Consider the following 17,315-nt stretch of genomic DNA (forward strand, 5'->3'; position numbering starts at 1 on the left):
AGCAGATGGCCGGCGGGGCGCCGGCGTGGGCCGGGCATGCGCGCATGCCCGTGGCCGAGGTCATGCGTCGACGACGAGCGCCGGATCGAGCGCGCGAATGCGCTGGTCGATGAAGTAGCCGCCGCCTTCCTGGTAGCGCAGGAACAGGCGGCCGCACGCGCGACAGCGGCTGACGGCGCAGCGGTTGTACGGGAAATGGCGCGGCGCGATCGGCGCGTCGTCCGACGCGTAGCGCGTGCCGGCCGGATGATATTCCGCGTAGGTCGGCTCGGGTTCGCCCGGCGGGATGAGTGTGGCCACTTCGATCAGTTGGGTGTCCGGCAGCGACAGCGGCAGGGTCGTCCAGCCGGCGAGCGAGGTCTTCGTGCACGTGCACGGCAGCGTGACGTGCGCCGCTTCGGCCGTCAGTTTCAGCAGCGCGTCGTGATCGAGGTAAGGCAATTGGCTCATGGGCAATCGGGAAGGGGCGGCGGGACCTGCAATGTAACCCGCGTACGGATCGTCTGCATGGCCGTGACGTGGCCGGCGCAGCGCGCGTTGCGCGATCAGCCTGCCTTGCGGATCGCCGGCTGCGCGACCAGTTCGCCGAGCACGCGGATCGCGCGCTCGATGTCGCGGCTCCACGGATGGCCGAAGTTCACGCGTACGCAGCGCTCGAAGCCGTGCGCGGCCGAAAACAGCGGGCCCGGTGCGAAGCTGATACCGCGTGCGATCGCCTGGCGATGCAGCTCCATCGCGTCGATCGCGTCGGGAAACGCGAGCCACAGGAAATACCCGCCGTCGGGCCGCACCCATTCGACGCCGGCCGGCAGCCAGCGCCGCAGCGCGTCGTCCATCCGGTCGAGCTGCGTGTGCAGCGCGCCGCGCAGCTTGCGCAGGTGCCGGTCGTAGCCGCCGTGCTCCAGATAGTTCGCGATGCCGGCCTGCGCGGGAATGCTGGCCGACAGCGTCGTCATCAGCTTGAGCCGCTGCACCTTCTCCGCGAACCGGCCCGCGGCGGCCCAGCCGATCCGGTAGCCGGGCGCGAGCGTTTTCGAGAACGAACTGCAGTGCATCACGAGGCCATGACGGTCGAACGCGCGGGCGGGCAGCGGATAGTCCGGGCCGAAATGCAGTTCGCCGTACACGTCGTCCTCGATCAGCGGCACGTTGCGCGCCGCGAGCAATTCGACGAGCGCGCGCTTTTTTTCGGCGGTCAGCGTGACGCCGGTCGGGTTCTGGAAATTGGTCATGAACCAGCACGCGCGGATGTCGTGCCGGTCGAGCGCGTTCGCGAGCGCATCGAGATCGAGGCCCGTGCGCGGATCGACGGGAATCTCGACCGCGCGCAGGTCGAGCCGCTCGATTGCCTGCAACGCCGCATAGAAGCCCGGTGCTTCGACGGCGACGACGTCGCCGGGGCGCGTCACCGCCATCAGGCACAGGTTCAGTGCTTCGAGCGCGCCGTTCGTGACGACGATTTCGTCGATCGGCTGCGAGATGCCGGTCGCGAGATAGCGCCGCGCGATCTGCTGGCGCAGCGCCTCGTTGCCGGGCGGCAGGTCGACGACCGTGCTCCACGGGCTCACGAGCCGCGTGGCCTGCGCGAGCGACTTCGCCAGGCGCGGCAGCGGAAACAGCTGCGGCGCCGGGAATGCGGAGCCGAGCGGCACGATGCCGGGCTGCGTGGCCGCATCGAGCACGGAGAACACGAGGCTGCTGATGTCGACCTTGCGCGTGACGCCGGCGCGGCTCGCGCGGCGTTTCGTCGTCGGGCTCGCGGCCGGCTGGGCGCCCGGCGCGACGTAGTAGCCCGAGCGTTCGCGCGCGCGGATCAGTCCCCACTGTTCGAGCAGGTAGTACGCGCGAAACACCGTCGACTGGCTGACGCCATGCTGCGCGATGATCTGCCGCAGCGACGGCAGGCGCGTGCCGACTGCAAGGTTGCCGTTGCGGATGTCGTCGGCGATCGTATGGGCGAGGGTTTCGTAGCGTTTCATCGGCGTGGGCGGAGCGCGTCGTCGCCGTGCGCGGGCCGGAGCGGCGCCGCGCCGGCGGGCGCGGCACATTGTCCGATGCGCGGCCTGAAAAGGAAAGGCGCGGGTGTGTCGGCCGCGCCGTCCCGCTGCGTCAGGCCGCGTTCGGCTCGGCAATCGGCCCGCTGCTGCCGCGCGGCGCGGCACCGGCTCGACCTTGCCGACCACGAACACGCACAGCCCGCCGGCCACCGCGAGCGGCGCCACGAACGAGCCTGTCGCGATCGACAGCATCACGTCGGTGAAGGTCGTGATGAAGATGCCCGCGAAATTGCCCGCGCAGTTCCGGATGCCGCCGCGCGATGCGACGTGCGCGGGCGTCGGCGCGACCCCCACACGGGCCCCTGTAATGGGGGACGTTCGGCCGTGAGGCCCGCGAATATGCGCGATGTGCGGCTTGTTCCGATTGCGTGACCCTGCGTTTTATGGTCTCGTTGCGGGATATCGCATCGACTCAAAAAAGGACAGTCGGATGCAGGCGGCCGATTCACGCGGGGTCCGATTGATCAGGGGAATCGGCGCATGCGCGCGCGCCCGCGGCGCCGTGCGCATGCTGCTCGTCATATCGATGCTGCGCTGGCTCGCGCCCGCTCTGCCGGCCTTCGCCGTCTCTCCCGAAACCGTCAACGACAACGTGCTGCGCGTGCTGGCCTGGCCCGGTTACGCGGATAGCGATATCGTCAGTGCATTCGAGACGCAGTTTCATGTGCGCGTCGAAGTGACGCTGGTCGATTCCGACGAAGCGCTGTGGACGCGGATGCACAGCGCGTCGCCGCCGCCATACGACGTGCTGGCCGCGAACACGGCCGAGATCCAGCGCTATGCGCATGAACGCCTGCTCGCGCCGATCGACCTGACGCATATCCCGAACCGGCGGCGGCAATTGCCGAATTTCCAGCAGCTCGCGACGATCGGCGGCCTCGTGCAGGACGGCGCGTCCTACGCGATCCCGTTCACGTATTCGTCGATGGGACTGATCTACGACCGCAAGCAGGTGCCGGCCGCGCCGCGCTCGATGCGCGAGTTGTGGAACCCGCGCTATCGCGGCAAGGTGCTCGACTTCAACAGCGCACAGCACAATTTCTCGTTCACGGCGCTGGCGCTCGGCTATCCCGATCCGTTCCGCCTGTCGCCCGCGCAGACGCTTGCCGTGGCCCGCAAGCTGATCGACTTGCGCCGCAACCTGCTGACGTACTACACGCTTCCCGAGGAAGCGACCGCGCTGTTCATCCAGCATCGCGCGGCGCTGATGTTCGGCAACTACGGCACGCAGCAGGTCGAGCAGTTGCGTCGCGCCGGCGCGGACGTCGGCTACGTGATCCCGGACGAAGGCGCGCTCGCGTGGCTCGATTGCTGGGCCGTCACGCGAGGCGCGCGACGGCCGGAGCTTGCCTTCGCGTGGATCAACTACATGCTCGAACCGGCGATCGGCACGCTGCTGACCGAGCGTCAGGGGCTCGCGAACACGCTCGAGCCGCGCGGCCTGGATACCGGGCGCCAGCATCTCGTGTGGCTTCAGCCGGTGGAGGACATCGCGCGCCGCGAGTCGCTGTGGAGCCGCATCGTGTCGGGCGATCGGCCGGAGCGGTTCGCAAAATGATCCGGCTCGGGCTCACGTCGAAGCTGTCGGTGCTGTTCGCGTGCATCGGCGTGATCGCGTCGGGCACGACCGGCTACTACGCGTATCGCGCCAACCGCGCGATGCTCGTGCAGGAAGCGCAGCACAGTCTGCTGATGTCGACGCAACTGCTCGGGCAGCGCTTCACGACCGCGCTCGCCGACGTTGCGGACGACGCGCTCGTGCTCGCGCAGTTGCCGTCGTCCGCGGCCGTCGCGGGCGGCGACAATGCGGACAACGCGCGACGCATGCGGCTCGAGCAGGTGTATTACAGCTTCATGAGAAATCATGCGGAATACCTGCAGATCCGCCTGATCGCGAGCGGGCATTTCGGGATCGAACGCATTCACGTGGATCGCGATGCGCGCGGCATCGTCGTGCTGCCCGAAAGCGCGTTTCAGGAGAAAGGGCAGTTCTCCTACGTATTCGATACGCTCGCGACGGCGCCCGGCCATATCTACCTGTCGCCGATCGTGATCAATCACGAGACGGGATCTCATGCGGCGCAAGGGCTGCCGATCCTGCGCGTCGGGACGCCGGTGGTCGACGCGTCGGGCCAGACGGTCGGCGCGCTCGTCGTCGATGTCGAACTCTCCCGGGTGTTCGACCGGATCGAACGCGATCTGCCGGACGACTATGCGGTTTATCTCGCGAACGAGTGGGGTGATTTTCTCGTGCATCCCGATCCGGAACAGGCGTTCGGTTTCGATCGCGGCCGGCGCGTGCTGATGCAGGACCGTTTTGCCGTCACGCGCGTGCTGTTCGACGGCGGGCGCACGAACGTGACGCTCAATGGACTCGCGCAGCCCGATCAGGCGCCGGGCCAGATGTTCGCGTTCGTGCGCACGCCGTTCGGGCACGACGAGGGCAGCCGCTTCGTCGTGCTCGGGATGGCGCGCCCGCTGGCCGACGTGCTCGCGCCGGACGGCATGCTGGGCGAACGGATCGTCAGGATGGTGCTCGTGTCGAGCGTGCTGGCGGTGATTCTCGCGATCCTGTTCGCGCGTGCGATCACGCGGCCGCTGCAGGCGCTCGCGCGCGCGGCGACGCACGTGTTCGACGATTCGGCTGCCGAACGGCTGCCGGTCGCGCGGGCCGACGAGATCGGCGTGCTCGCGCGTTGTTTCGACAGCATGCGCGTCGAGATCCGCACGCAAATGGCGATGCTGCGTGCGAAGCAGCAGGAGCTCACGCATCTCGCCGGTCACGACCCGCTGACCGGCCTGCCGAATCGCCTGCTGTTCATGGAGCATCTCGATGCGGCGATCCGGCATGCGGCCGCGGCGCGCGAGGGGCTGGCGGTGATGTTCGTCGATCTCGATCGCTTCAAGCAGATCAACGACCAGCACGGCCACTCGGCCGGCGATCGCACGCTCGTCGCGGTCGCGAAGCGGTTGAGCCAGGTACTGCGCGGCGACGACATGGCTGCACGGCTCGGCGGCGACGAATTCATCGTGCTGATTTCGGACGTGCATTCACCGGCGGTGATCGGCGATGTCGCGACGCGCATCCAGATCGTGATGGCCGAGGAGCTGGAGTTCGACGAAGGGCGCATGGCCGTCGGCGCGAGCATCGGCGTCAGCGAGTTTCCCGCGGACGGCGCATCGGCCGAGGAGCTGCTCGTCAAGGCCGACGCGGCGATGTACGCGGCGAAGGCCTCCACGCAGTGCGTGTGCGTGCGCTATCAGGATCTGGTCCGCGGCGGCGTGCCCGACGGGACCGACCGTGCCGCATCGAGCAGCAGCGGCTGACGGCGGGGCGAAACGCGACGAGCCCGTCGCGGGACGGGCTCGTCACGGGCGCGGGCTGCACGCGCAAGGCGCGCAGCGGCACGCTTAGTGGCCGAAGTAGACCGAGTCGCGCGGGCTGTGTGCCCGGCCGACCGGTGCGCCGCCTTCGACGGTCGCGGCCGGTTGCGCACCGTAGCCGCTGTTGTCGATGCCCTGCACGCGGGCTTGCGCGGCCTCGAGGTCGGCCGGGTAGTGCGGGCTCGCCTGGCTGGGCTTGTAGCCGGCCTTTTCGAGCTGGACCAGTTCGTTGCGCACTTGGGCGCGGGTCACGGTGCTTTGCGCGAATGCGCCGAACGAGGCGGACAGGGCGACGGCGGCAACGACTGCGGAAACGAGCGATTTCATGATGACCTCCGATGTTTATTGGCTTTCCGCGTTCGACACCATGTCGTCAGCGGTTGATTACATCGTAGGCGTCGGCTCACCTAGGGTAAACCTGACTTTCAGCGAAAGATCGTTGCTTTACGGGTAATAATTCGACGCAAACGCGATCCGTCCCCATGCTGTATTGCGAGAATGGCAAGCAATCGCGGGAGAAGTGGGGGCTGGGGCCCGCGCCGGACGGTAAACGACGGGGCGAAGAGCTCACGGTGGAACCGCAGGGCTACAGCGCTGCCGGATCAGACCCCGTCGTCGTCGATTTCCTTGCGCTCGCGACGTTCCTCGTTACCGCGGCGCGCGCGCAGGCGCTGGCGCGACAGGACGGCGATTACCTGCTGGGTCGGCGCGCCGGACGGCAACTCGTTGCGGATGCGATCGGGCACCATCGGCAGGCCCGCGCGCTGTCGGCGCAGCGCCTTGGCGATCGCGCGGCGGCATTCGTCGCCGTGGCAATCCCATTCATCGCGGATTCTCTGGCAATAACGACATTGTTCCATCCGAATAGTCTAACGCGTCTTCGGGAATGGAGCAGGGCGTGGCGCCGGACGGATGACGCGCTGGGCGGTCGACGGCCCGCGGTACAGGCGCGTCGCAGCTTTCGGAACCCCTGCGCGATCCCGCTCGCGCCCGACGCATGACCGTCGAACCGGTTCAATATAATTCAACAGAACTGGCCGCCTCATGCGCGGCGTGCATATCCCCGAACGAAAGGAAATCCGATGACGCTTGCCCAGTTGCAGGCCCTGGCCGCCGTGGTCGAACTCGGCTCGCTGACGGCCGCGGCAGACCGGCTCAGCCGCAGTCAATCCGCGATCAGCCACGCGCTGACGGAGCTGGAGGACATCACGCAGGTCAAGCTGCTCTGGCGCGACCGGCAACCGGTCGTCCTGACGGCGGCCGGCGAACGCCTGTGGCCGTATGTCCAGAGCGTGGTGCGGGAAGCGCAGCTGCTGCGCCAGCAGTTCAGCCTGTCGCGCGGCAAGCTCGAAGGGAAACTGGTGGTCGCATCGCTGCCCAGCGTGTCGCTGGCGTTCGTCGTGCCCGCGCTCGAGGCGTTGAAGGACATGCACCCGGGCGTATCGGCGGTGCTGCTCGAAGGTACGGACAGCGAAGTCGAAGGGTGGATCGACGACGGGACGGCCGACGTCGGCGTGGTGGCCGGCACGAAGACGTTCGCGCACCACCTGCCGCTGCTCGACGAGGATTTCGTCGCGGTCGCGGCAGACGATCTGTTCGCGAGCCGCAAGAGCGTGTCGGCCAGGCAACTGGCCGCGGCGCCGTTCATTTTCTCGAAGGCGGGGTGCGGGCCGGTGATCGCGGATTACTTCGCGCGCGGCGGCGTGCCGCTTCGAGCCGCGTTCAACGTCGTCGAGATGCGCACGATCCTGTCGATGGCGGAGGCCGGCATGGGCGTGTCGATCGTGCCGCGCATCACGCTCACGTACACGCCGTTCGGCGGCCGCGTGCTGGCGCTGTCGCCACGGCTGCATCGCTCCGTGCGACTGGCGTGGAATACCGCCGGCAATGCGGTTGCCGATGAGTTCGTGCGGCTCGTCGACGCGCAGCGTCCGAAGGCCGAAAAGACGATCCGGACGCGCGCGAAAAAGGGCAAATAGCGAGCGGCGAACGCGATGAACGGCGCTCATGGGCGACGTGCAGTTTATTCATGCTGACGATGGCCGGGATGCAATACATTGTTCCTACCTCGTCATCGATCCCGAAGGAGTGTGCCGTGCCGGCCCTGCCCATCCTGTTTGCGTTCGGACTCGTGTCGCTCGGCATGGCGCTGACGCCCGGACCGAACATGATCTATCTGGTGTCGCGCTCGATCTGCCAGGGCCGCCGCGCCGGGCTGGTCTCGCTCGGCGGTGTCGCGCTGGGATTCGTGTTCTATATGGTGTGCGCGGCAGTGGGCATCACCGCGCTGCTGATGACCGTGCCGTATGCGTACGATGCGCTGCGCGCGGCCGGCGCGCTGTATCTGGCCTACCTCGCATGGCAGGCGCTGAAGCCGGGCGGGCGCTCCGCGTTCCAGGTCCGGCAGTTGCCGCACGACAGTCGCGTCAGGCTGTTCATCATGGGCTTCGTCACGAACCTCGCGAACCCGAAGATCGCGGTGATGTATCTGTCGTTGCTGCCGCAGTTCATCGTGCGGGGGCACGGCAGCGTGCTCGCGCAATCGCTGGCGCTCGGCTGCGTGCAGATCGCGGTGAGCGTCAGCGTCAACGCGCTGATCGCGTGCGCGGCCGGTTCGATCGCGGGTTTTCTCGCGGGACGGCCGCGCTGGGCGGCGGTTCAGCGCTGGCTGATGGGCACGGTGCTGGCCGGGCTGGCCGTGCGGATCGCGCTGGAATCGTGAAGCTAGCGCGCGTCGATCAATGGTTCCGGGAATCGCCGGCAGCGATCCGGCGTTGTGTCGACGGCACCCGGCATCGTCACCCTTGGCAATTGCTCTTCGCTTCCTTGGCGATCGGCACGGGCTCGGTCGTGTCACGACGCCGTCCGCGCGTCGCGAGCCAGCACAGGATCGAGCCGCCGCACACCATCGACGCGCCTTGCCAGAATTCCGCCGACAGCGGCGCGTGCAGCAGCGTCGCGGCGAGGGCGGCGGCGAGCACCGGCGTGAAGTACGATGCGCCGACGATGACCGTCACGTTGCCGTGCATGATGCCGGTGTTCCAGGCCGCATAGCCGAAGCCGAGTGCCGACGCCGCCAGCACGAGATACGCGACCGCACGCAAACTGAACGTCATGCCGCCACCGCCTTCGATCGCGAACTTGATCCAGAGCACCGCGGCGACCAGCATGAAGAACGGCGTGACGCCGTTCTTGCCGTCGGCGATGCACGCGGTCACCGTGCAATAGGCGGCCCAGATCAGCGCGCCGAAGAACGCCAGCCCGTAGCTCAGCGGATTGTCCGCGACGTTGCGCAGCATGCCGGCCGGATCGAGCCCCTGGTCGCCGCCGAGCACCCAGCAGATGCCGAGCATCGACAGCAGGACGCCGGGCACGACCAGCAGGTTCGCGCGCTGCTTGTTGAACACGATGGCGGCGACGAGCGTGAGGCTCGGCCACAGATAGTTGACCATCGCGACTTCGATCGCTTGTCGAGCGTTGCTCGCATAGCCGATCGACAACGACAGGCACACCTCGTACGACACGAACAGCAGCCCGCCCCACAGCAGATAGTTTTTCGGGAACCGGCTCAGGTCGGGGAAGCCGATCGAAAACAGCAGAAGCACGGACGCCACCGTATAGATCATCGCCGCGCCGCCGGTCGCGCCGAGGTTTTCGCTGACCCCGCGCACGAGCGCGACCACCGACGCCCATAACAGCACCGCGCCGAGCCCGGCGAGCGTTGCGTTGTTCTTGCGTTTGATGTTTGCTGCCTGTTTCAACATGCTGATTCGATTTCGGATGATTCGGGTCGGCTCGCGCATGCCGTCATCGCGAGCAGCGATACAAAACGGAGATTTCGCCGGAAGCGCGCATTTTACGGGGGCGCAGCCGTCGCGGCGATTCAGCCGGACCGGCGTGTCCGGTCGATTCGGTCGTGCGAGCCGATCACGCGTCGTCGATATGCCACGGTGCACCGATTTCCGACAGCGCACGTCCGATCGAATCGAGCATCGCGTTCCGCGTCGGGCCCAGCGTCGTGACAAGGAGGAAACCGGCTGCTTCGATCGACAGATCGATGAGCGGCCAGCCGTTGGCCGCATCGCGAATTTCAAGCCGTCGTTCGTGTGGATCGACGTCGATGTCGACGTCGCCATGCGCTTGTCGCAGCACATTGGCGATGGCGTCGAATGCGTCGGCCGAAGGGGGCGTGTGAATGCGGTATTCGAAACTCATCTGCGTGGACCGGTGTGCGAGGCGGGCAGTCTAACCCGCGCCGTGCTTCCCGTCCGTCGACTGTAACGCATCGGGCGCCCACCGCAGCGGGCGCCCGATGCGTCGATCACCGCTCGCGCCGCTTCTTGCTCAGCTCGATCGTCTCGAACAGCTCGTATTGCGCGGTCGGGTGCTGGTCGGCGCCCGGCGCGTGGTAGTAGCGCATCGTGATCGTCGTGTGGCCGCCCGGCTTGCCCGGATCGTGATCGAACACCGCGATCCCGTAGCCGGTGCCCGTATCGCGGCGCGCGGACCAGATCGCATCCTCGAGCGCATCGGCCGGCTGGCGCACGAACGTGTTCGGCGCGGTGCCCGGCACCGGCCGGTTCGGCTTCGTGAATACCTTCGCCTGCGCAAAGCCGGTCGACGGGTTTTCGCCGTACACGTCGAGCGGCGCGCTGGTGCCGCCGCCGCCGAGGATCAGGTGGATCGTGCCGTGGCTCGTGTCGAACTTCGTGCGGTCGGGATCGTTCGAGCCGACCGGGCGCGGCTGCAGCGTCTCGACCACTTCGCCGGTCTTCGCGTCGACGCCCGCGCGGTGATTGCAGCCGCGCACCGGGTAGCTGCGCTCGTAGTCGTGATCGTGGCCGCACAGCACGAGATCGACGCCGTAACGATCGAACAGTGGCAGCCACGCTTCGCGAATGCCCTTGTCGGACCCGTTGCCCGTCTTCGACGAACTGAGCGCGTCCTGGTGCATCTGCACGACGATCCAGTCGATGTCGTCGTCATGCGCGGCATGGCGCAGCGTGCGTTCGAGCCAGCGCGTCTGCTCGCCGTTGCTGTAGCCGCGCACGTAGAACGACGTGCCGGGCTCGATCGGCGGTCGGCCGGTGCTCGCGGCCGGCACGAGCGGCGCGGGGCCGCCGACGAACGCGGCGGCATCCTGGTACACGACGTCGTCTGCGTCGAGCGACACGAACAGCACGGAGCTCACGCGGAAGCTGTACCAGCGGCCCGGAAAGTGCGTGCCGTTTTCCGGCAGCGTATAGCGCGCGAGGTACGAGTCGAGCCCTTGCGGGCCGTTGTTGAACTCGATCTCGTGATTGCCGGGGCACGGCATCCACGGGCGATTCGCGGCCGACGTCTGGTTGTTGTTGCCGAAATCGCGCCACACGTCGGGCTGGTGCGCCGGGTTCAGGTTCGCGTAGCAGAGGTCGCCGTTCAGCAGGTGAAACAGCGGCTGGAACTGCTCGACGGCCTGCACCGCGAAGCGGCTCTGCGGCGACGACAGGACCCACGCACCGTTCGGCGTCGCGAGGTCGCCGTAGCTCGTGAAACGGAACGGCGCCCGGCCGCGCGGCGCGGTCGAAAAATTCGCGGAGAACGGCTGTGCGGCGTTGCTGTCGTTGTCGGCCGTGATTTCGTAGCGGTAGCGTGTGTCGGGCTTCAGCCCGTGCACGCGCGCGTGATACGCAAACACGGTCTCGCCGTTCAGGCCGTCGGTGTACAGGCGCTGGACGCCGTGCACGGTGCGCGGCGGCTCGCCGTCGGCGACGATGCGCGCGCGCGGATTGACGGCCGCGGCGAGCGATGCCCACGAGATCACGACTTCGGACGTCGGGTCGTTGCCCCACGTCAGGTGAACCTGTTCGGGCGTGCCGTCCGGATTCGACGCGGCAGCGCGGGCGGCCGCGAGCCCGCCGGCGGCGGTGGCGAGGCCGGAGACGCCCGCGAGTTTCAGGAAGCCGCGACGCGACACGGAAGCGGCCGGCTCGTTCGGCTGATCAGGGGAGGTGTCCTGGTTCGACATGGTCGGTGTGTTCGTTGATGGGACGCGAGAGGGGAGCCGCACGGCCATGCGCGAGCGCGGCCGGGGCGTGGGCCGGAAACGAGCGGGATCCCGGTCGCATGCATTGTCGAAGGGCAGTTTTGCCGCGTTGTGACAGTTCGCAACCCGGCGTGTGCGCTGGCCGATACATAGGGCCCCGCGCCGCGCGGCCTCCGCGAAAATTATTCGCCGATGTCGCGACGGATTTCTCCCGCCTGCTCCGTTTAACGCATGAACGACCGCTTCCGGTCAATGCCATTACTTCGGAGTCTTTCATGAAACTTTCTGTTCCATTGCGATGGGCTGCCGGCTGCATGGCTGCGTTCGCGACGTCCGCCGTATTCGCGCAGGCCGTCATTGTCGCGCCTTTTGCGCCGCCGCCGCCGCGCGTCGAAGTGATGCCGGCGCCCCGGGCGGGCTACGTCTGGGACCAAGGGCACTGGCACTGGCGGCAGGGCCGTTACGTGTGGATTCCGGGCCACTGGCAGATCGTGCGGGTCGGTTACCACTGGGTGCCCGGGCATTGGGCGGCGCGCGGCCCGGCCTGGCGCTGGGTGCCGGGCCACTGGGCCTGACGGGCCCTGACGTGCACGCCGCCGCGCGTCGAAGCGATGCGCGCGCGGCGGATTCTTCATGCAACATCATGAGTCGAAGCGATGCTTTTTCGAACCATCGTGATACTGGCGGCCGCGGCCCTCGTGCTGGCCGGCTGCGTCGTGGTGCCGGCCCGTCCGGTGTATTACCGGCCCGCGCCGGTCGTCGTATATTGAGCGCGCCGGCCGACGGTCGCGCGGCCGGCAGACAGGATCGACATGCGGCGCGAACCGGATGTCGATGAAACCGGCACGGCCGATGCCGTGTGCGACGCCTGGCGCGACGCGCGCGGAGATCCCGAACCATCGGAACCGTCAGCATGGCGCCGTCCGGCGATGGCCCGACGCATGCAAGGAGAGCACGACGATGAGCTTCAGCCGGGCGGCGGGTCCTTCTGCCGTGACAATGCGGCGCCCGCGCGCCGCGCAACGGAGCAGGCGGCGTTGAACGATCGCGGCGACCGCGATCCGGACGCGGAACTCGTCGCGCGCGTCGGCGCACGCGATGCATCGGCGGTGCGCGTGCTTGTCGCACGCAAGCTGCCGCGGCTGCTCGCATTGGCGACGCGCATGCTCGGCGACCGGAACGAAGCCGAGGACGTCGCGCAGGAGACGTTCTTGCGAATCTGGAACCAGGCGCCGCGCTGGCGTGAAGGCGAAGCCCGCTTCGACACGTGGCTGCATCGCGTCGTGCTGAACCTGTGCTACGACCGGTTGCGCAGCCGGCGCGAGGAGCCCGGCGACACGCTGCCCGACGTGCCCGACACGCAGCCGGAGCCGGCCGTGCATGCGGAACTGCGTTCGCGCGACGCGCGCGTGCGGCAGGCGCTGGCCGCGTTGCCGCCGAGGCAGCGGGAAGCGCTGGTGCTCCAGTACTATCAGGAAATGTCGAATGGGGAAGCGGCCAACCTGATGGGCATCACCGTCGATGCGCTGGAAAGCCTGCTCGCCCGTGCGCGGCGCAACCTGCGCGCGCAACTGGCCGGCGACCCACCTAGCGAGGACAAGCGATGACACCCGAACGATTTCGTACCATCGTCGCCGCGTATGGCTCGGACGCGCGGCGCTGGCCGCAAGCCGAACGCGCGGCGGCCGAAGCGTGGGCGCACGCGCATCCGCGCGACGCACTGAACGCGCTCGACGAGGCCGCCGAGCTCGACGCGTGGCTGATGCAGGATACGGTGGCGCCGCCCGCGCCGGCGCTGGTCGAACGTATCGTCGCGACGGCGCCGCCGCCGCAACGCGCGCGCCGCCGCGGCCGCGTGTGGTGGTCGGGCGCCGCGTTCGCAGGCGTCGGGCTGGCCGGCGCGCTGGCCGGTGCGGTGGCCGTGTCGATGCTGATGCTCGGCAGCGCGCCGATCGCGCAACACGAACCGGGCTACCTGACGACGACGTTCGGCGGCCCGAGCATCGACGGAGCCGACGAATGACCGAACGCGGCTGGAAATTCACCCTCATCGGCTCGGTCGTGCTGAACGTGTTCATGCTCGGTGCGATCGGCGGCGGCGCGTATCAGTGGTTCTCGACCCATCGCGACCTGCACGCGGCCGGCACGCCCGCATCGCGCACCGCGTTGCGTTTCGCCGCGGATGAATTGCCCGATGCGCGGCAGCGCGAGTTCGCCGCCGCGCTGAAGGCGGCGCGCAAGAGCGGCCGCGATTTCGCGCGGGAAGGGCGCGACGGCCGGATCACCGTGCTCGACCTGCTCGCGGCGCCGCAACTCGATCGGGCGGCGATCGATGCGGCGCTCGACCGCACGCGCGCGGCCGACACTGCGATGCGGGCGCAGATCGAGCGCAGCGTCGTCGATTTCGCGGCGACGCTGACGCCCGACGAGCGCGTGAAGTTCGTCGACGGCTTGCAGCACAGCGGAAACTGGCGTCTGCCGCCGAGGCTGCAGAAGAAGCCGGACGCATCGGCGAGCGAGTAAGCCGAATAAACACCGCGCGCGCGGGCGGCATGCAATCTGCGTGTTGCTCGCGCGTCATGCGTGTGCCGCTTCCGATGAATCGCGCGGTCGTTATCCATCGACGACGCACGCCGCCGCGCTGCGAGACTTTCGCCCGGCGTTTCCCCGATCACAAAAAATATTTCCCTTCCCGCGACGGATTTCTTGGTGTGCTTGCGTTGAACGTGAGTATGCACCGCAAGAGAGCCCGTCATGGACCACCCGAACGACGCCACACCGGCCGCGATCGCGCTGAACCGCTTCGGTCTCGGCGCGCGCGCCGACGAAGCCCCGCCCGCCGACCCGAAGGCCGCATTGCTCGCCCAGTTCGACCGCTACGACGCAGGGCCCGCCCCATGGGCGAGCGAGCCGGACGCGATCATGCTCGCCACGCGCTTCGCGAACACCCGCAACGCGATGACGAGCGACGACCCGGCCGCCAAGCGCGCAACCGAGCAATCGATTCGCCGCGACGGCTACGACGCGTATCGCAGCGCCGTCGCCGCGCGCATGAACAGCGCGCTGACTACGCCCGCGCCTTTTGTCGAGCGTCTCGTGCATTTCTGGGCGAACCATTTCGCGGTATCGGTCGACAAGGGGCAGGTGGCCGCGTACGCGGGCGCGTTCGAGCGCGACGCGATCCGCCCGCACGTGCTCGGCCGTTTCGAGGACATGCTCGTCGCCGTAGAGCAGCATCCCGCGATGCAGGTGTTCCTCGACCAGGCGCGCTCGGTCGGCCCCGACAGCCCGGCCGCGCTGCGCGCGCAGGCACGCAATCCGTCGGCGAAGCGCGGGCTCAACGAAAACCTCGCCCGCGAGATCATGGAACTGCATACGCTCGGCGTGCGCACCGGTTACACGCAAGCCGACGTGACGGAATTCGCGCGTGCGCTGACCGGCTGGAGCATCGCCGGCGGCCGCGGGCCGCAACCGGGCGATGCGGCGCCCGGCGCATTCGTGTTTCGCGCGAATCTGCACGAACCGGGTTCACGCACGGTGATGGGCCGCACCTACGATCAACCGGGCGAAGCGCAGGGGCGCGCGGTCCTGCACGACCTCGCGCGATCGGAGGCGACGGGCCGGCACATCGCGTTCCAGCTCGCCCGTCATTTCGTCGCCGACACGCCGCCGCCCGCGCTGACCGACCGGCTCGCGCGCGCATTCGACGCGAGCGGCGGCGACCTGCCGACCGTCTATCGCGCGCTGGTCGACGCGCCCGACGCGTGGTCGCCGGTCAACCGCAAGTTCAAGACGCCGTGGGAATGGGCCGTATCGACGCTGCGCGGGCTCGGCTGGCGCGACACCGCTGATCTCAAGGCCGCGCCGCTGCTCGCGCAGCTCGGCCAGCCGGTGTGGCGCCCGGGCTCGCCGGCCGGCTACGACGACGTCGCCGCGAGCTGGGTGGCGCCCGACGCGCTCGTGCGCCGCGTCGAGATCGCGCAGCGTCTGGCCGCGCGTACGGGCGACCGGCTCGATCCGCGCACGCTGGGCAACACGCTGCTCGCCGGTTCGATGAGCGCGCCGACCGCGACCGCGGTCGCGCGCGCCGAAAGCGCGACGACCTCGCTCGCGCTGCTGCTCGTGTCGCCCGATTTCCAACGGAGATGACCATGACACTGTCCCGCCGACAATTCCTCCGCGTGGCCGCCGCCGGCGCGGGCGCGATCCTCGTCGCGCCGCGGATCGTGTTCGCGAACGTCGAGACCGACCGGCGCTTCGTGTTCGTGATCCAGCGCGGCGCAGCCGACGGCCTGAACATCGTCGTCCCGTATGCGGAGCCCGCGTATGCGTCGCTGCGCGGCCCGCTCGCGATCGACGCGGCGGCCGCGACGCGACTCGACGGCACGTTCGCGCTGCATCCGTCGCTCGCGCGGACCGCGCAGTTGTACCGAGACGGGCAGGCGCTGTTCGTCCATGCGATTGCGTCGCCGTATCGCGACCGCTCGCATTTCGACGGCCAGAACGTGCTCGAAACGGGCGGCCGCGCGCCGTACCAGGTGAAGGACGGCTGGCTGAACCGGCTCGCCGCGCTGCTGCCGGCGACGCGCGACAACGCGATCGCATTCGCGCCCACCGTGCCGCTCGCGCTGCGCGGCACGGTGCAGGCCGCGTCGTATGCGCCGTCCGGTTTGCCGGCCGCGCCGGACGATCTGCTCACCCGCGTGTCGGCGCTCTACGAAGCCGACGCGCAGCTCGGCCCGTTGTGGCAATCCGCGATGGAAGCACGCGGCCTCGCCGGCGACGCGCATGCACGGCAGGACCCGGCCGGCGTCGGCAAGCTCGCCGCGACGTTTCTCGCGCGCGACGACGGGCCGCGGATCGCGATGATCGAGACGGGCGGCTGGGATACCCATAGCGCGCAGAACGCGCGGCTCGCGAATCAGTTGAAGGCGCTCGACACGATGCTCGCCGCGCTGCGCGACGGCCTTGGACCTGCGTGGCAGCAGACCACGGTGCTGGTCGCGACCGAGTTCGGCCGCACGGCCGCGGTGAACGGCACGGGCGGCACCGACCACGGGCAGGCGTCGGTCGCGATGCTCGCGGGCGGCGCGGTTGCCGGCGGGCGCGTGATCGCGGACTGGCCGGGGCTGCGGCCGGGCGACCTGTACGAAGGGCGTGACCTGAAGCCGACCGCGTCGCTCGACGCGCTGATCGCGGGCGCGGCCGCCGACAGCCTGCGGCTCGATCCGCGCCGCACCGCGTCCGCGTTATTTGCGGAAAGCGGCGCGACACGGCCGATGAGCGGCCTGATTCGTGGGGTCGCGTAACGTGGCGCATGCCGCGCGCGGCCCGATCAACCTATTACACAACAGGGAGAATCGACATTGAAGATCCAATCCGTTTCGCTGGCCGTGCTGGTGAGTGCGAGCGCCATGCTGATGTCCGCCTGCGTAGTCGAGCCCGTGCGGCCGCCGCAGCCCGCGCCCGTCGTCGAGGTGGCGCCGCCGTCGCCCGCACCCGGCTATCGCTGGGCGAAGGGGCATTACCGGTGGGCCGGCAATCACTGGGCGTGGGTGCCGGGGCATTGGGTGGCCGTGTACTGACACGGCAAGCGCATCGACGTGCTGCTGTGCGGCGAGATCGACGTGCCGGCCACGAGCGATCGTGCGAAGTGCCGCAGCAACGGCGGTCTCGGCGGGCTCGACCTCGTGCGCTGAGCGGCGCAACGCAGCCTAGGGCGTGTTCACGCCCTAGCAGGCTGTTGAATTTGGGAACGGTGTAAACGGGCTCTGCGGGCGGTGCGTTAGAGATATCGTGTTCATGACCTTGAGCGGATAAGCCGATGCGTGGAATGGACGAGATGCAAG

At 68.7% G+C, this 17,315-nt stretch carries 19 protein-coding genes; 12 read left to right on the plus strand and 7 right to left on the minus strand.

Going from position 1 to position 17,315, the window contains the following annotated elements:
- Window positions 1-60 precede the first annotated feature (60 nt).
- Both J8I35_RS29770 and J8I35_RS29775 read right to left on the minus strand, forming a co-directional pair.
- Entirely contained in the window at window positions 61-450 is a 390-nt protein-coding gene (locus tag J8I35_RS29770) for a hypothetical protein (protein ID WP_050012718.1), read from the minus strand.
- Between the two features lie 95 nt (window positions 451-545).
- A complete protein-coding gene (locus J8I35_RS29775) occupies window positions 546-1,979 on the minus strand; it encodes a PLP-dependent aminotransferase family protein (protein WP_209928455.1) in 1,434 nt (477 codons plus the stop codon).
- A 193-nt stretch (window positions 1,980-2,172) separates the two neighbouring features.
- On the opposite strand from J8I35_RS29775, the gene J8I35_RS29780 reads away from it, so the two are divergent.
- The 3 genes from J8I35_RS29780 (at window position 2,173) to J8I35_RS29790 (ending at window position 5,384) form a co-directional block, all read left to right on the plus strand.
- Window positions 2,173-2,385, plus strand: coding sequence for a hypothetical protein (locus tag J8I35_RS29780; protein ID WP_209928458.1), 213 nt, complete (start codon window positions 2,173-2,175; stop codon window positions 2,383-2,385).
- A 102-nt stretch (window positions 2,386-2,487) separates the two neighbouring features.
- The gene (locus J8I35_RS29785) at window positions 2,488-3,615 is read left to right on the plus strand and encodes an extracellular solute-binding protein (RefSeq protein ID WP_209928464.1); all 1,128 of its coding nucleotides are present in this window, start codon (window positions 2,488-2,490) and stop codon (window positions 3,613-3,615) included.
- Window positions 3,612-5,384 carry a GGDEF domain-containing protein gene (locus J8I35_RS29790; RefSeq protein WP_050012714.1) on the plus strand — a complete coding sequence of 591 codons (1,773 nt, stop codon included), beginning with the start codon at window positions 3,612-3,614 and terminating at the stop codon, window positions 5,382-5,384. Before J8I35_RS29785 ends, J8I35_RS29790 begins: the two co-directional genes overlap by 4 nt.
- A gap of 84 nt (window positions 5,385-5,468) precedes the next feature.
- Here J8I35_RS29790 and J8I35_RS29795 read toward each other — a convergent pair whose 3' ends face one another.
- Complete coding sequence (locus J8I35_RS29795; RefSeq protein ID WP_089489402.1) at window positions 5,469-5,768, minus strand: DUF4148 domain-containing protein; 300 nt, start codon at window positions 5,766-5,768, stop codon at window positions 5,469-5,471.
- Window positions 5,769-6,043: 275 nt separating this feature from the next.
- Window positions 6,044-6,301, minus strand: a complete 258-nt coding sequence (locus J8I35_RS29800) for a hypothetical protein (protein WP_006478949.1) — start codon at window positions 6,299-6,301, stop codon at window positions 6,044-6,046.
- A 222-nt stretch (window positions 6,302-6,523) separates the two neighbouring features.
- Here J8I35_RS29800 and J8I35_RS29805 point away from each other — a divergent pair, with 222 nt between their 5' ends.
- Entirely contained in the window at window positions 6,524-7,420 is an 897-nt protein-coding gene (locus tag J8I35_RS29805; protein ID WP_050012712.1) for a LysR family transcriptional regulator, read from the plus strand.
- Between the two features lie 116 nt (window positions 7,421-7,536).
- Complete coding sequence (locus J8I35_RS29810; RefSeq protein ID WP_124554889.1) at window positions 7,537-8,163, plus strand: LysE family translocator; 627 nt, start codon at window positions 7,537-7,539, stop codon at window positions 8,161-8,163.
- Between the two features lie 76 nt (window positions 8,164-8,239).
- Here the strand turns inward: J8I35_RS29810 and yddG are convergent, their stop codons facing one another.
- From yddG to J8I35_RS29825, 3 genes are all read right to left on the minus strand, one after another.
- A complete protein-coding gene (gene yddG / locus J8I35_RS29815) occupies window positions 8,240-9,184 on the minus strand; it encodes an aromatic amino acid DMT transporter YddG (RefSeq protein ID WP_348522291.1) in 945 nt (314 codons plus the stop codon).
- Window positions 9,185-9,368: 184 nt separating this feature from the next.
- The gene (locus J8I35_RS29820; RefSeq protein ID WP_209928468.1) at window positions 9,369-9,656 is read right to left on the minus strand and encodes a hypothetical protein; all 288 of its coding nucleotides are present in this window, start codon (window positions 9,654-9,656) and stop codon (window positions 9,369-9,371) included.
- Between the two features lie 106 nt (window positions 9,657-9,762).
- Window positions 9,763-11,448, minus strand: a complete 1,686-nt coding sequence (locus J8I35_RS29825) for a metallophosphoesterase family protein (protein ID WP_209928473.1) — start codon at window positions 11,446-11,448, stop codon at window positions 9,763-9,765.
- Window positions 11,449-11,741: 293 nt separating this feature from the next.
- On the opposite strand from J8I35_RS29825, the gene J8I35_RS29830 reads away from it, so the two are divergent.
- The 7 genes from J8I35_RS29830 (at window position 11,742) to J8I35_RS29860 (ending at window position 17,051) form a co-directional block, all read left to right on the plus strand.
- Window positions 11,742-12,041 (plus strand): YXWGXW repeat-containing protein, encoded by a 300-nt coding sequence (locus tag J8I35_RS29830; protein WP_050012707.1) that lies wholly within the window; start codon window positions 11,742-11,744, stop codon window positions 12,039-12,041.
- A gap of 237 nt (window positions 12,042-12,278) precedes the next feature.
- Entirely contained in the window at window positions 12,279-13,073 is a 795-nt protein-coding gene (locus J8I35_RS29835; RefSeq protein WP_080334195.1) for an RNA polymerase sigma factor, read from the plus strand.
- Window positions 13,070-13,489 (plus strand): hypothetical protein, encoded by a 420-nt coding sequence (locus J8I35_RS29840; RefSeq protein ID WP_050012706.1) that lies wholly within the window; start codon window positions 13,070-13,072, stop codon window positions 13,487-13,489. The genes J8I35_RS29835 and J8I35_RS29840 overlap by 4 nt, the downstream gene beginning before the upstream one ends.
- The gene (locus tag J8I35_RS29845; RefSeq protein ID WP_050012705.1) at window positions 13,486-13,989 is read left to right on the plus strand and encodes a periplasmic heavy metal sensor; all 504 of its coding nucleotides are present in this window, start codon (window positions 13,486-13,488) and stop codon (window positions 13,987-13,989) included. Before J8I35_RS29840 ends, J8I35_RS29845 begins: the two co-directional genes overlap by 4 nt.
- 231 nt (window positions 13,990-14,220) lie before the next feature.
- Window positions 14,221-15,615, plus strand: a complete 1,395-nt coding sequence (locus J8I35_RS29850) for a DUF1800 domain-containing protein (RefSeq protein ID WP_209928475.1) — start codon at window positions 14,221-14,223, stop codon at window positions 15,613-15,615.
- Window positions 15,612-16,775, plus strand: a complete 1,164-nt coding sequence (locus J8I35_RS29855) for a DUF1501 domain-containing protein (protein ID WP_176015738.1) — start codon at window positions 15,612-15,614, stop codon at window positions 16,773-16,775. Before J8I35_RS29850 ends, J8I35_RS29855 begins: the two co-directional genes overlap by 4 nt.
- Window positions 16,776-16,832: 57 nt before the next feature.
- Window positions 16,833-17,051 (plus strand): YXWGXW repeat-containing protein, encoded by a 219-nt coding sequence (locus J8I35_RS29860; protein ID WP_050012702.1) that lies wholly within the window; start codon window positions 16,833-16,835, stop codon window positions 17,049-17,051.
- Window positions 17,052-17,315 lie beyond the last annotated feature (264 nt).

This window comes from Burkholderia sp. CpTa8-5, from assembly GCF_017815045.1.
GTDB lineage: Bacteria > Pseudomonadota > Gammaproteobacteria > Burkholderiales > Burkholderiaceae > Burkholderia > Burkholderia sola.

Bases quoted from the DNA above. Each gene is read 5' to 3' on its own strand.
- J8I35_RS29850 (WP_209928475.1), top strand. From the start codon at position 14,221: ATGGACCACCCGAACGACGCCACACCGGCCGCGATCGCGCTGAACCGC.
- J8I35_RS29795 (WP_089489402.1), bottom strand. From the start codon at position 5,768: ATGAAATCGCTCGTTTCCGCAGTCGTTGCCGCCGTCGCCCTGTCCGCC.
- J8I35_RS29835 (WP_080334195.1), top strand. From the start codon at position 12,279: ATGCGGCGCGAACCGGATGTCGATGAAACCGGCACGGCCGATGCCGTG.
- J8I35_RS29845 (WP_050012705.1), top strand. From the start codon at position 13,486: ATGACCGAACGCGGCTGGAAATTCACCCTCATCGGCTCGGTCGTGCTG.
- J8I35_RS29790 (WP_050012714.1), top strand. From the start codon at position 3,612: ATGATCCGGCTCGGGCTCACGTCGAAGCTGTCGGTGCTGTTCGCGTGC.
- J8I35_RS29770 (WP_050012718.1), bottom strand. From the start codon at position 450: ATGAGCCAATTGCCTTACCTCGATCACGACGCGCTGCTGAAACTGACG.
- J8I35_RS29775 (WP_209928455.1), bottom strand. From the start codon at position 1,979: ATGAAACGCTACGAAACCCTCGCCCATACGATCGCCGACGACATCCGC.
- J8I35_RS29820 (WP_209928468.1), bottom strand. From the start codon at position 9,656: ATGAGTTTCGAATACCGCATTCACACGCCCCCTTCGGCCGACGCATTC.
- J8I35_RS29805 (WP_050012712.1), top strand. From the start codon at position 6,524: ATGACGCTTGCCCAGTTGCAGGCCCTGGCCGCCGTGGTCGAACTCGGC.
- J8I35_RS29855 (WP_176015738.1), top strand. From the start codon at position 15,612: ATGACCATGACACTGTCCCGCCGACAATTCCTCCGCGTGGCCGCCGCC.
- J8I35_RS29785 (WP_209928464.1), top strand. From the start codon at position 2,488: ATGCAGGCGGCCGATTCACGCGGGGTCCGATTGATCAGGGGAATCGGC.
- J8I35_RS29840 (WP_050012706.1), top strand. From the start codon at position 13,070: ATGACACCCGAACGATTTCGTACCATCGTCGCCGCGTATGGCTCGGAC.
- J8I35_RS29830 (WP_050012707.1), top strand. From the start codon at position 11,742: ATGAAACTTTCTGTTCCATTGCGATGGGCTGCCGGCTGCATGGCTGCG.
- J8I35_RS29800 (WP_006478949.1), bottom strand. From the start codon at position 6,301: ATGGAACAATGTCGTTATTGCCAGAGAATCCGCGATGAATGGGATTGC.
- J8I35_RS29825 (WP_209928473.1), bottom strand. From the start codon at position 11,448: ATGTCGAACCAGGACACCTCCCCTGATCAGCCGAACGAGCCGGCCGCT.